Origin of the sequence: Amycolatopsis solani, from assembly GCF_033441515.1 — a bacterium.
Taxonomy (GTDB): domain Bacteria; phylum Actinomycetota; class Actinomycetes; order Mycobacteriales; family Pseudonocardiaceae; genus Amycolatopsis; species Amycolatopsis solani.
On record NZ_JAWQJT010000003.1, the window covers coordinates 406,909 to 419,175 of the forward strand.

Sequence of the window (12,267 nt, forward strand, 5' to 3'; positions counted from 1 at the left end):
CTCCCTCAGCTCTTGCTGTTGCCCCACAACGACTGGTCGTCGACCTTCACGCTGGCGACCGGCCCGAAGCTCGCGCCGTCCGCGGTGACCAGGGGCGCGGCCAGCTGGTCCTCCATCAGGCCGTCGCGGACGGCCACGATGGTGCTGTCGTGGTCGGTCTTGCCCGGCACCGGCTGCTGGCCCGCGATGGCGTCCTTGACGTACTGCAGCGCGTACTTCGCGAACAGGTCGGCGGGCTGGGACACGGTCGCGTCCATCTCACCCGCCCGGATCTTCTCGAGCTCCTCGGGGATCCCGTCGTTGGACACGACGAACACGTGCTTCGGGTCGGCGGCCGGCACGAGCAGGCCGCGTTGCTTCAGCAGCTGCAGCGTCCCCGAAAGCGCGAAGCTGGATTGCATGTAGACGCCCTTGATGTCCGGGTTCGCGGTCAGCCGCGTCTGGAGCTTCTGGGCCGCGGTGCCGGCGTCCCAGTTGGTGGCTTCGCCGAACACTGTGACACCGGGGAAGTTCTGCTTCATGCAGTCGTTGAACGCCTCGGTGCGGTCGCGCCCGTTGATCGACGCCAGATCGCCTTGCAGCATCACGACCTTGCCCTGGCCGCCGAGCTTGGTGCCGAGGAACCGGCACGCCTTTTCGCCGTAGGCGCGGTTGTCCGCCCGCACGACCATGTAGACGGTGCCCTGGTCGGGCCGGGTGTCGACGGACACGACCGGGATCTTCTTGCCCGCCAGCTGCTGCAGCGTCGGGATGATCGCCGCGGTGTCCTGCGGTGCCATCACGACACCCTTGACGCCCTGGCTGATCATCGTCTGCACGTTGGCGGTCAGCGTGGCGACGTCGTTCTGCGAGTTGGTGGTCTTGAGGTCGAGGCCGAGCTGGCCCGCGAACCGGGGCACGTACTTGATGTAGGCGTTCCAGAAGTCGGTGTCCGAGCGGGGGTAGTCCACGCCGACGACGGTTGCCCCGGACGCGGCGGTGCCCCCGCTGCCGCAGCCGGCGAGCAGGCCGGCCGCGACGACCGCGGCCGAGCACAGGTAGCGGATCTTCATGACAGCTCCTCGTTGACGGACTGCGGTGATCACGCGACCACCACCGCTTCTTCGCGCCAGGCCGGACCGTCGGGGTACCGGTAGCGCGCCACGGATTCGGGGTGCAGGCGGGCGCCGAGGCCCGGCCGCTCCGGCGCCAGGTACCGGCCCCGCTCGACCCGCACCGGGTCGACGAAGTGCTCGTGCAGGTGGTCCACGTATTCGATGACGCGGTCGTGGCGGGTCCCGCTCACCGCGACGAAGTCGAACATCGCCAGGTGCTGCACCATCTCGCAGAGCCCGACGCCGCCGGCGTGCGGGCACACCGGCACGCCGAACTTCGCGGCCAGCACCAGGATCGCGATGTTCTCGGTGACGCCGGCGACCCGGCTCGCGTCGAGCTGCAGGATGTCGATCGCCTCGGCCTGCAGCAGTTGCTTGAACACCACCGCGTTCGGTGTGTGCTCCCCGGTCGCCACCTTGATCGGCGCCACCGCCCGGCGGATCGCGGCGTGGCCGAGCACGTCGTCGGGTGACGTCGGTTCCTCGATCCAGTACGGGTCGAATTCCGCCAGCGGCCGCAGCCACTCGATGGCCTGCCCGACCCCCCACACCTGGTTGGCGTCGATGGCGATCCGCACGGACGGGCCGACGACCTCGCGCGCCAGCCGCAACCGCCGGACGTCTTCGCCGAGATCGGCCCCGACCTTGAGCTTGATCTGGGTGAACCCGGCTTCGACCGCCTCCGCCGCGAGCGCCGCCAGCTTCTCCGGTGCGTAGCCGAGCCAGCCGGGAGTCGTGGTGTAGGCGGGAAAGCCCGTCGCGAGCAGCTCGGCTCGCCGCGCCGCCCGGCCCGGTTCGGCGCGGCGGAGGATGTCGAGCGCCTCGTCCCGGGTAAGCGCTTCCTCGAGGTACCGGTAGTCGATCAGGCCGGCCAGCTCCGCCGGCGGCAGCTCGGCGAGCAGCCGCCAGACCGGCTTGCCCTCGCGGCGCGCCCGCAGGTCCCACGCGGCGTTGACGATCGCCGCCGCGGCCATGTGGATCGCGCCCTTGTCGGGGCCCAGCCAGCGGAACTGGCTGTCGCCGGTCAGCCGGCGGGAAAACCCGCCGAGGTCGGCGAGCGCGTCGTCCACCGGCAGGCCCAGCACCAGCGGCACGAGCGCGCGGACGGCGGCGACCTGGACGTCGTTGCCGCGTCCCACGGTGAACGCGAGGCCGTACCCCTCCTCCCCCGCGCTCGTGCGGATGGTGACGTACGCGGCGGAGTAGTCGGGTTCGGGGTTCATCGCGTCCGAACCGTCCAAAGTCGCCGAAGTCGGAAAGCGGACGTCGACGGCGTCGATCGCGCTGATCACCTCGGGCAAGGTCGCCACCTCCCTGGAACGCCACCCCTCAGACAACATATGTATGGCTACGCTTTCGCCGCGGGAAAGTCCAGAAGCAAGCGAAGTCCGCCGGAACCCTGGTCGAGACATCATACGTCTGCTACCGTTTTCGACGCCGTACCGCGAGACCCGTACCCGGAGCACTGCCGCTGAGACGAATGCGGGGTCACGATGAGAGCTGGAACAGGCACGTCCCGGAGAACCGCGCTCAAGTACCTGGGCGCCGGCGGCGCGACGGTGACCGCGAGCGCGCTGCTCGCGGCGTGCACGAGCGTCCAAGAGGGCCAGAACGGTGGCGGCGGCGCCCGTTCCGGCCCCTTCCCGAGCACGCCGCAGTGGCGGTTCGTGTTCGTCAACCACGTCACCACCAACTCCTTCTTCGTCCCGACCCGGACCGGGCTCGCCGACGCCGCCGCGCTGCTCGGGGTGCCCGAGCCGCAGTGGACCGGTTCGGAGAACGGCAACGTCGCCCAGATGGCGAGTGCCATGGAAACCGCGATCACCGGCAAGGCCGACGGGATCGCCGTCGCGCTGACGGACGACAACGCGTTCGTCGACCTCACCAAACGCGCGCTGGGCCAGGGCATCCCGGTCATCGCCTACAACGCGAACGCCGCCGGCAACTACCCGCTCACCTACGTCGGCCAGGACCTGTACCTCTCCGGGTTCCGGATGGGGCAGCGCATCGCGCAGAAGGTCACCTCCGGCGACATCCTCGTCGGCATCTCCCAGCCGGGCGGCAACAACGTCCAGCCGCGGCTCGACGGCATCACCGACGCGCTCAAGCAGGCCGCGCCGGGCGTGCGCGTCCAGTCGGTGAACACCGGCGCCGAACAGGCCGGCGAACTCAACGCGATCACCGCCGCGTACACCGGGAACACCGCGGTGAAAGGGATCTACGCGGTCGACGCCGGCAGCACGGCCGCGTGCGCGAAGCTGATCGCCGACCGCGGCCTGTCCGGCAAGATCGGCGGCGGCGGGTTCGACCTGCTCGACGACACCGTCACCGGCGTGAAGGGCGGCGCGCTCGACTTCACCATCGACCAGTCCCCCTACCTGCAGGGTTTCCTTTCGGTGCTCTACCTGTACCTGTTCCGGCTGTCCGGCACGCTGGTCGCGCCGCCGGTCACCGACACCGGTCTCACGTTCGTCACCAAGGAGAACGTGGGCCCGTACGCGACGGCCAAGAGCCGGTTCGAAGGCGGCGACAACAAGGACGTCATCGCGATGCCGGGCGCGATCCCGCTGCCGCCGGCGTCGGTGCTGAGCCGGTAGCGGGGCGCCGTCGTGAGATCGCTGCTGCTCGGGGTGATGCGGGTCAAGGAACTGAGCATCCTGCTGGTCACGATCGCCGCCGGGATCTACTTCACGGTGACCACGGACGCGTTCAACTCCGCGGACAACTACCAGACGATCGCCCAGTACGTGGCGCCGTGGGCGATCATCGCGGCGGGGCAGGTGATGCTGCTGATCTGCGGGGAGATCGACCTGTCCGCCGGCTTCGTGTTCACGCTGTCGCCGTTCCTGCTGATGCAGTTCTTCGTCAACGGCTGGCCGTTGTGGCTCGCGCTGCTCGCGGCGATCGCGCTGAGCGCGCTGATCGGCGTGGTGAACGGGCTGATCCGGACCGTGCTGACGATCCCGTCGTTCATCACGACCCTGGGCATGGCGTTCCTGTTGCAGGGCCTGGTGCTCATCATCTCCAACGCCCGGCCGGTCGGGGCGCCGAAGGACAGCGGGCTGCTCGAAGTGTTCGGCGGTGCCCGCTGGACCGAGTTCCTGTGGGCCCTGGGCGTGGTCGTCGTGATGCAGGTGGTGCTCTCGGCGACCCGGTTCGGCATCCACACCCAGGCCACCGGCGGCAACCCGATCGGCGCCGCGGAGTCCGGCATCCCGGTCAACCGCGTGAAGGTGGTCAACTTCGCGGTCACCAGCACCCTGGCCGGGCTCGCCGGCATCCTGCAGGGCACCCGGGTCGGCTCGTACGACCCGACGAACGGCGGCTTCACCACGATGTTCTTCGCGGTGGCGTCGGCGGTGATCGGCGGCACGGCGCTGCTCGGCGGCTCGGGCACGGTGGCCGGCGCGTTCCTGGGCGCGCTGCTGCTCGGCATCGTGTTCGACGGGTTCAACCTGACCGGCGTCAGCGCGAACGCGTTCAACGTCGTGCTCGGCGCCGCGATCCTGGGCGCGATGGTGCTGAACGTGACGCTGATCGTGGTGCGCAAGCGCGTCGGCTCCCGGGAGGCGGCATGACCGACGTCATCCGCGCCGAGGGCATCAGCAAGAGCTTCGGCCCGGTCGCCGCGCTGACCGACATCTCCCTGCACGTGCGGCGCGGGGAGATCCTCGGGCTCATCGGCGACAACGGCGCGGGCAAGTCGACACTGATCAAGATCCTCACCGGCTACCACCAGCCCGACGGCGGCCGGCTGCTGTTCGAGGGCGAGCCGACCACGCTGAAGTCGGTGGTGCACGCGCGGTCCTTGGGCATCGAGACGGTGTTCCAGGACCTCGCGATGGTCGACGACCTGCCCGTCTACCTGAACCTGCACCTCAACCGCGAGCTGACGCACCGCCCGCTGCCGTTCCTGCGGCGGCGCGAGATGAAACGCCGCGCCCGCGAAGCGCTGGACTCCATCGGCATCTCGATCCCGTCGGTGACGACCGAGGTGGGCATGCTCTCCGGTGGCCAGCGGCAGGCGATCGCGGTGGCGCGGTCGGTGTATTCGAACGCGAAGCTGCTGCTGCTCGACGAGCCGCTCGCCGCGATGGGCGCCAAGGAGAGCGCGGTCATCCTGCGCCTGCTGCGGGAACTCAAGCAGCGCGGGGACATCGCGATCATCCTCATCGCCCACAACTACGGGCAGGTGGTGGACGTCTGCGACCGCGTGAACCTGCTGCAGCACGGGGAAATCACGTTCGACAGGGCGTCCGCGGACACCTCGGTCGCCGAGCTGCTCGAGCTGGTGAACGCGGAATACCGCCTCGACGGCGGGCCTCAGCCGAGGTAGATCTTCTCGGCGTTGCCGTGGAGAACAGGTTCGGCCGGGTAGCCGTCGAGGGCGGTGCGGACCAGGTCCAGCCAGGCGTCGTAGCCGGTGGCCAGCGTCATGACGGGCCAGTCGCTGCCGTACAGGCACCGGTCGGGCCCGAACACGTCCAGGGCTTCCCGCAGGGTGTCGACCACCACCGAAGGTGCCGTGCCCGGGGCGGTTTCCGTGGCCAGTCCCGAAAGCTTGCACCGCACGGCGGGGTTCCGGGCGAGCCGGCGCAGGTCCTGGCGCCACCCGCGGTACCCGGGCCCGCCCGGCGACGGCTTGCCGAGGTGGTCGAGGACGATCGTGGTCCGCGGGCAGGCTTCGGCCAGCGCCGCCAGTTCGGGCAGCTGGTGCGCGCGGACGCAGGCGTCGAACGGCAACCCCACCTCCCCCAGCAGGCGGACCCCCGCGCGGAAGTCCCGGCCCTCGAGGAAGCCCGGGGCTTCGTCCTGCACGTTGTGCCGCACCCCCACCACGAACGGGTCACCGGCGTACCGGGGCACCGCCGTGGGGTTCCCGAGGTCGGCGTGGGCGACGATCCCGCGGATCCACGGGCGCAACGCCGTTTCGGTTCGCAGCCAGGCGATCTCGGCGCCGGCACCGGCCGGGGTCCGCCCGCCCTCGACGACGATGACCTCGTGCCCGCCCGGGAAGTCGGCCGGGGTGAACGGGCGGTTCAGCCGGGTGACGTCGTCGAGCCACGGGTAGCGCAACCGCCGCGGGTCCCAGAAGTGCACGTGGGAATCGAGGATCATGCTTCCTCCTCGTCGAACGGCGTCGCGTACGAAGGCGGGCGGGCCCGCAGCGCGAGCCGCAGGGTCAGGCGGATCCGGGTGGAGCGCGGCAGGTCCACCCGCAGCCACGGGCCGCCGACGTCGATCGATCCCTGCGTCACGACCGGTTCGCGGTGGCCGTAGTCGTAGAGACCGCCGAGCCACGACGGGTCGTCGCAGCGGGTGTGGGCCGCGGTGCGGATGTGGTGCTCGGCGAACGCCCCGGCCTGCACGAACACCGACCGCGCCTCCTCCGGGTCCAGGTTGACCAGCTCGACCACCGTCGCTTCCGGATCGATGGCGGAGACCAGCGCCGCCACCGCCGGGGGCAGGCCGGGCCGTCGCGCGGCCGCGTCGTAGTACCGGACGCGGGCCTGCTGCAGCCCGCCGTTGTAGCTCACCTGCGGACCACCCCAGGTCAGCTGGACCAGCGCCTCGGTCACCACGGGGTTGGACTGCTGCCACAGGTGGATGTCGGCCTCGGGCACCGGGCGGCCGCGGTGGCGTTCCACCCGGGCCAGCCGGTGGCGGACCTGGGCCTGTGCGGCGGCCAGGATCCGCTCCGGGTAGTCCGGGTTGTCCCCGGCGAGGTAGGCGAACCACGGCTGCTCGTGCCCGGCCTCCTCCTTGCTGCGGAACGGCCGCACGATCCGCCAGTCGTGCCCGCCCGCCGCGCGCAGCCGGTCGAGGCGGTCCCGGTCCGCCGGTGCGCCCGAGTGGTGCCACAGCGCGACCGGGACCCCCATCAGCATCGGGTTGTAGTCGAACCAGCCCCGGTCGTCGTACCGGAAGGGGACGTGCAGCGCCGGGGTGTCCACGTCCTCGCGCAACTGGACCGTCCACTTGGAAGCGAGGCTGGAGTCCGCTTCGGTGAACGCCATGACCTTCCCGTGGGCGATGACCTCGTCCAGCGCCGGGCGCACCAGGTCGGTGAAGGTGTCGTCCCCGGTGGCGAGCGCGGCGGAGAGGGCGGCGACGACGGCCGCGTGCCCGACGCTGTACCAGCCGTGCGGCCAGGACCAGCCGTAGTGCCCGCCGTACCAGCGGCCGTCCAGCAGCCCGCCCACGGTGCCGTCGGGAGCGACGTTGTCCGGGAGGATGCCGTTGTTGGCCGCCGCGCGCTCCCGCCACGCGCCGACGTACTCGGCGAGCCAGTCGCGGTAGCGCTCGTCGCCGGACAGCAGCAGTGCGTTGAAGACGAGCCCGGCGGCGGCCAGGTTCACCGCGGTGTCCCCGACGCCGATCCGCCGCCGCATTTCCTCGCCCAGGCGGGGATCGCGGTCCCGGGACGGCTCTTCGGCGTCCGCGGGCAGCAGCCACTCGAGCGGGAAGCCGTACATCGCCGCCTCCGCGGGCAGCCACGGGTACGAGCCGCCGTCGAAGAGTCCTTCGCGCGCCGGATCGCTGCCGTTGTGGGGACGGCGGATGATCCGGTGGGCGGGGTCGTAGTTGCCGTGGGCCGGGTCGACGTAGAGCTCCGCGAACCGCAGCGCGCGCCCGCGCCACCGCTCGGGCGCCGCCATGCACAGGAAGTACAGCAGCAGCAGGCTTTCGCCCTGGTGGAACCAGTCGTAGCCGCGTTCGTACTCGTCGTTCAGCATACCCAGCTCGGTCAGCTGCCGGGTGACGCCTTCCCAGTGCCGCTCGGACTCGGCCAGCAGGTCGTCGGCGCCGCCGAGCAGGTAGAGCTGGGGCCAGTTGAAGAACGTTTCGTAGAAGTCGTCGACGCCGTCACGGGAGGTCAGCCGGTCTTCGTAGACCAGCCGGCCGTCCGGGCCGGTGAAGTCGCGGGCGAACCGCCGCCAGGCGCGGTCCAGCAGCGCGAACAGTTCTCGCTGGGCGAGGGCCCAGCCCGGCGGTTCGAGCAAGGGGACCGAAGCCGTGATGAGGGGGTGCACGTCACTCCTTGGTCGCGCCGGCCAGCATCCCGGCGACCAGGAAACGCTGGGAGAACAGGAAAACGACGAGCACCGGGGTGATCGCCAGCAGCGTGGCCAGCGCGAGTTCCGGCCGCTCCACCGCCGCGGTGCCGACCGTCGGGTTGAACTGCGGCACCGAGTTCAGCAGGGTGCCCAGGCCCACCTGCACCGGGAACTGGTCGCTCTGCGGCAGCAGGACGTAGGGCAGGAAGTAGTTCGTCCAGTTGGCCACGAAGCTGAAGAACCCGACGAGCGCGACGATCGGCGCGGCCAGCGGCAGGGCGACGCGGCGGAACACGCCGAACGGCGTGCAGCCGTCGAGCTTCGCCGCGTCGATCAGGTCGCGGGGCACCGCGGTGGTGAAGTAGATGTAGGTCAGGTAGACGCCGAACGGATAGAACGCGTACGGCAGGACCACCGACCACATCGAGCCGATCAGGCGCACCGCGTTCAGCTCGAGGAACAGCGGCACGACGAGGGTCGCGTTCGGCATCAGCATGACCACCAGCGTCGCGACCAGCAGCGTCTTGCGACCGCGGAACTCGGTCATCGCGAGCGCGTAGCCGGCCGGGATCGCCACGCACAACGTGATCGCGAGCGCCACGAACGAATAGAGCGCGGAGTTGCCCAGCCAGCCGAAGATCGCGTTGTCCTGGAAGGACGTGAGCGCGGTCCAGTTGTCCGCCAATGCCCGCAACGACCCGAACGACAGCGGGTGGCCGTGCACGAGCTGGTCGTCGGTCTTCGTGGCGGCCAGCACGAGCCACAGCACCGGCAGCACGAAGAAGACGAGGAACAGCACGAGCACCAGGGCCGGCAGCGGGTTCGGCCGCCTCCTGGCGCGGTCAGTCGGCATCGAAGAACCCCGATCGTGCTACGAACACACCCGCGACGACGAGCCCGACCAGCAGCAGCTCCACCGAGATCGCCGCGGCGGTGTTGACGTTGTTGTTCTGGAAAGCGAAGTCGTAGGAGAGCTGGTTGAGCGAATAGTCCCGGCCGGCGACGCCGACGCTCGCCTGCGAGAGCAGTTGCGGTTCCACGAACAACTGCGTCCCGCCGGCGAACGCCAGGATCACCATGTAGACGATCCATTTGCGCAGCAGGGGGATCTGGATGCGCCACGCCGTCTGCCACGGCCCGGCACCGTCGATCCGGGCCGCCTCCAGCAGATCGGGCGAGATGTTGTTCAAGGCGCCGTACATCACCACGATCCAGCCGCCCGCCCCGGTCCAGAACGCGATCAGGGTGAACAGGACGGGGAGGTTGCCGGGCGCGACGACCTGGCCGAAGGTGTCGAACCCGGCGACGCGCAGCAGCCCGCTCACCGGGCTCACCGCCGGGTCCAGCAGGAACAGCCACACCATGACGCTCGCGGCCCCGGCCAGTGCACCCGGGATGTAGTAGAGGAAGCGCAGCGCCTTGCCGGCGGCGTCCGCGGTCAGGCGGTGCAGCAGCAGCGCCAGCCCGACCACGAACACCACCAGGGACACGAGCCAGCACACCAGGTAGAGCGCGACGTGCCCGACGGCGGCGAAGTACCGGAAGTCGGTGGCGGCCTGGACGAAGTTGCTGAGGCCCGCAAAGTTGTCGCCCGCGTCGGTGAAGGCGAAGTACACGGCGTACCCCGTGGGGATGACGCCGAACGCGATCAGCAGAACGACGTAGGCGGCGACGAACAGCTGCCCGGATCCCCGCCGCGCGGTCGTCACCGGGTGACCTCGTAGCCGTTGGACTGCGCGTAGTTCGTGATCGCGGTCTGCCACTCGGGCAGCATCGAGACGATCGACTTGCCCGCGGTCAGCCCGGGCGTGATGGTCGCGGCCCAGATCGCCTCCTGGCTGAACTGCCCGTAGCCCCACCCGCGCCACACCTGCGAGGCGGCCACCTGCAGCGGCGTGGCGACGTCGTTGGCGTAGTACTTGCCGGAAGACTGCTTCGCCAGCCACGTCTTCGCCGCGGCCGCGTACGCGGGGTACCCCGGGGCCACCTTGCCCTGGTATTCGTCCGAAGTGGTCACCCAGGTGAGGAAATCGGTGGCGTCCTTGAGGTTCGCGCTGTGCGCGGACAGCAGCCAGGTGCCGCCGCCGACGTTGCCGACCGACGGCGCCGGGTCGCCGGCCCACTGCGGCAGCGGCGCGACCGCGATCCGGCCGGCCGGGGTCTTCAGCGACTCCTGGAACACCGAGCCGCCGAACCAGGACGGACCGGGCAGCATCAGGATCTTGTCCGCGGCGTTCTTGGCGAAGTCGGAGCTGAACACGCTGCCGGTCGACATCGTCTTGTTCTTGACGAGCGTGTCGAGCAGGGCCGCCATCCGCGTGCACTCCGGGCTCGTGGTGTTCACCTTGACCTGCTTGGGGCCGGTGATCTCGTTGGCGCCGCACTTCGAGGCCCAGAGGTAGATCTCCGGTGCGAAGCTGTCGCCGGCCGCGCCGACGAGGTAGCCCGGGTGCTCGGCCGCGACGCGCTCCCCCAGCGCCTGGTACTCCTCCCAGGTCTTGGGGACCTGGTAACCCCAGGACTGCATCAGCGAGGCGTCGTACCAGAGGACGGTCTGGGCGAGGTCGTTGCGCAGGCAGTACAGCGTCCCGTCGACCGTGCAGGGGTCGTTGGCGCCGGCGGTCCAGCCGCTCAGCGTGGCGTCCGGGACCTGGCCCTTGTTCAGCGGCGCGGTGAACCCGGCCGGCACCGCCCACGCGGTCTCGTTGTTCTGGGAGCTGAACACCACGTCCGGCCAGCCGCTGCGGGTCCGGTTGAACAGGCCGACCTTGGTCTGCAGGTAGTTGGAGCCGTTGGCGTCCCCGTCGTAGGTGACGACGTCGAGCTGCACCGCGGGGTGCTGCTTCTGGTAGAGCTGCGCGGCGGGCAGCCGCGTCGAGTCGACCCAGACGGTGATCTTGCCGCCGGTCTGCGGCACCGGCTGGAACCCGCCCTGGGCACCGCCGGCGCTCCCCCCGTTCCCGCAGGCCGTGACCGCCGCGAGGACGGCCACCACACCGAGGGCCAGCCGGCGGACTCCGGCGGCGCGCACCTGACCTGTCATGAGGTACCCCACTTCGTCGTGGCCGCCGATATGTGTCGGACACATCTTCGGCGCGTGGCCGCTTGGGCGGGACTATCACAGCCCTTCGGCGAGCTTCCGTCAAGGGTCGGCGTCAAATGAGTCATACACATTCGGAGTCGAGCACCGCGGATGTATCGTCTCCACACGGACGGCGACCCAGCACGAAGGAGGCCAGTGGGTGGACGAGATCCCCGCACCGAGCAAGACCGATCCGCCGGCCCCGTACCGGCCGGGGTACGAACTCGTCGCCGAACAGGTCCTGAAGCTGATCGCCGAACTCCGGCTGCGCCCCGGTGACCGCATGCCCACCGAGAACGAGCTCGCCACCCGCCTGGGCACCTCGCGCACGGTGGTGCGCGAGGCGATCAAGATCCTGTCCGCGCTCGGCCGCGTCCGCGCCCAGAAGGGCCGGGGCCTCTACGTCGCCGACGACGAGGGGATGCTCGGCTCGGCCCGCTGGTCGGGCTACTTCCTGCCCACCGACCTCGACCACGTCTACATGCTGTTCGAGTTCCGCCGCGTCCAGGAGACGACCGCCAGCCGGCTGGCCGCGACCCGGGCCACCCCGGTCGAGCTCCGGGCGATCGAGGCGGCCGCGGAAACCTGCCGCGAAGGCCACCTGACCGGGCAGGCGACGCTGTTCGACCGCGGCGACGAAGACTTCCACCTCGGGATCGCGACCGCGTCCCACAACCAATTCCTCCTGGCCGCCGTCCGCGAAGCCCGCCGGCTGCAGCGCCAGTCCAGCACCATCGGCCTCCACGGCACGGTCGGCGGCCACGCGGCGGAGGCCATCGAGGAGCACGCGGCGATCTACGCGGCCATCCGCGACGGCGACCCGGAAGCGGCCGCCGAAGCCGCCGCGGTCCACCTCGACAACACCCTGGAGGACTACCGCCGCGAAATCCAGCGGCGCGTGTTCGGCTAGCACGCGCCGGATCGCCCGGCCCGCGGCGCGAATCGGCGAGCGCCCCAATGTGGCGTTCGGTGCGTCCAGCGCACCCAATGTGGCGTTCGGTGCTCCATCCATGCCCCCGCCACCACCCTCAAC

The 12,267-nt window shown here is 70.4% G+C and carries 11 protein-coding genes; 4 read left to right on the forward strand and 7 right to left on the reverse strand.

Going from position 1 to position 12,267, the window contains the following annotated elements; all coding sequences use genetic code 11:
- Nucleotides 1–5 precede the first annotated feature (5 nt).
- Both SD460_RS34440 and SD460_RS34445 read right to left on the reverse strand, forming a co-directional pair.
- On the reverse strand, nucleotides 6–1,052 hold the full coding sequence (locus SD460_RS34440) for a sugar ABC transporter substrate-binding protein (protein ID WP_290060219.1): 1,047 nt from the start codon (nucleotides 1,050–1,052) through the stop codon (nucleotides 6–8).
- Nucleotides 1,053–1,081: 29 nt separating this feature from the next.
- A complete protein-coding gene (locus SD460_RS34445) occupies nucleotides 1,082–2,404 on the reverse strand; it encodes an enolase C-terminal domain-like protein (RefSeq protein WP_438860861.1) in 1,323 nt (440 codons plus the stop codon).
- 183 nt (nucleotides 2,405–2,587) lie between these two features.
- On the opposite strand from SD460_RS34445, the gene SD460_RS34450 reads away from it, so the two are divergent.
- Genes SD460_RS34450 through SD460_RS34460 form a run of 3 tightly spaced genes read left to right on the forward strand, consistent with a single transcriptional unit; the run spans nucleotide 2,588 to nucleotide 5,430 of the window.
- Entirely contained in the window at nucleotides 2,588–3,691 is a 1,104-nt protein-coding gene (locus tag SD460_RS34450; protein WP_290061645.1) for a substrate-binding domain-containing protein, read from the forward strand.
- 12 nt (nucleotides 3,692–3,703) lie between these two features.
- A complete protein-coding gene (locus SD460_RS34455) occupies nucleotides 3,704–4,672 on the forward strand; it encodes an ABC transporter permease (RefSeq protein WP_290061644.1) in 969 nt (322 codons plus the stop codon).
- Complete coding sequence (locus SD460_RS34460) at nucleotides 4,669–5,430, forward strand: ATP-binding cassette domain-containing protein (protein WP_290061643.1); 762 nt, start codon at nucleotides 4,669–4,671, stop codon at nucleotides 5,428–5,430. The genes SD460_RS34455 and SD460_RS34460 overlap by 4 nt, the downstream gene beginning before the upstream one ends.
- Here SD460_RS34460 and SD460_RS34465 read toward each other — a convergent pair.
- Genes SD460_RS34465 through SD460_RS34485 form a run of 5 tightly spaced genes read right to left on the reverse strand, consistent with a single transcriptional unit; the run spans nucleotide 5,418 to nucleotide 11,195 of the window.
- The gene (locus tag SD460_RS34465; protein ID WP_290061642.1) at nucleotides 5,418–6,212 is read right to left on the reverse strand and encodes an amidohydrolase family protein; all 795 of its coding nucleotides are present in this window, start codon (nucleotides 6,210–6,212) and stop codon (nucleotides 5,418–5,420) included. The genes SD460_RS34460 and SD460_RS34465 overlap by 13 nt on opposite strands.
- On the reverse strand, nucleotides 6,209–8,128 hold the full coding sequence (locus SD460_RS34470) for a DUF8034 domain-containing protein (protein ID WP_290061641.1): 1,920 nt from the start codon (nucleotides 8,126–8,128) through the stop codon (nucleotides 6,209–6,211). The genes SD460_RS34465 and SD460_RS34470 overlap by 4 nt, the downstream gene beginning before the upstream one ends.
- A gap of 1 nt (nucleotide 8,129) precedes the next feature.
- Nucleotides 8,130–9,005 (reverse strand): carbohydrate ABC transporter permease, encoded by an 876-nt coding sequence (locus SD460_RS34475; RefSeq protein ID WP_290061640.1) that lies wholly within the window; start codon nucleotides 9,003–9,005, stop codon nucleotides 8,130–8,132.
- Entirely contained in the window at nucleotides 8,995–9,861 is an 867-nt protein-coding gene (locus tag SD460_RS34480) for a carbohydrate ABC transporter permease (protein ID WP_290061639.1), read from the reverse strand. Before SD460_RS34480 ends, SD460_RS34475 begins: the two co-directional genes overlap by 11 nt.
- Entirely contained in the window at nucleotides 9,858–11,195 is a 1,338-nt protein-coding gene (locus tag SD460_RS34485) for an ABC transporter substrate-binding protein (protein WP_290061638.1), read from the reverse strand. The genes SD460_RS34480 and SD460_RS34485 overlap by 4 nt, the downstream gene beginning before the upstream one ends.
- Before the next feature lie 199 nt (nucleotides 11,196–11,394).
- Here SD460_RS34485 and SD460_RS34490 point away from each other — a divergent pair, with 199 nt between their 5' ends.
- The gene (locus tag SD460_RS34490) at nucleotides 11,395–12,144 is read left to right on the forward strand and encodes a FadR/GntR family transcriptional regulator (RefSeq protein WP_290061637.1); all 750 of its coding nucleotides are present in this window, start codon (nucleotides 11,395–11,397) and stop codon (nucleotides 12,142–12,144) included.
- Nucleotides 12,145–12,267 lie beyond the last annotated feature (123 nt).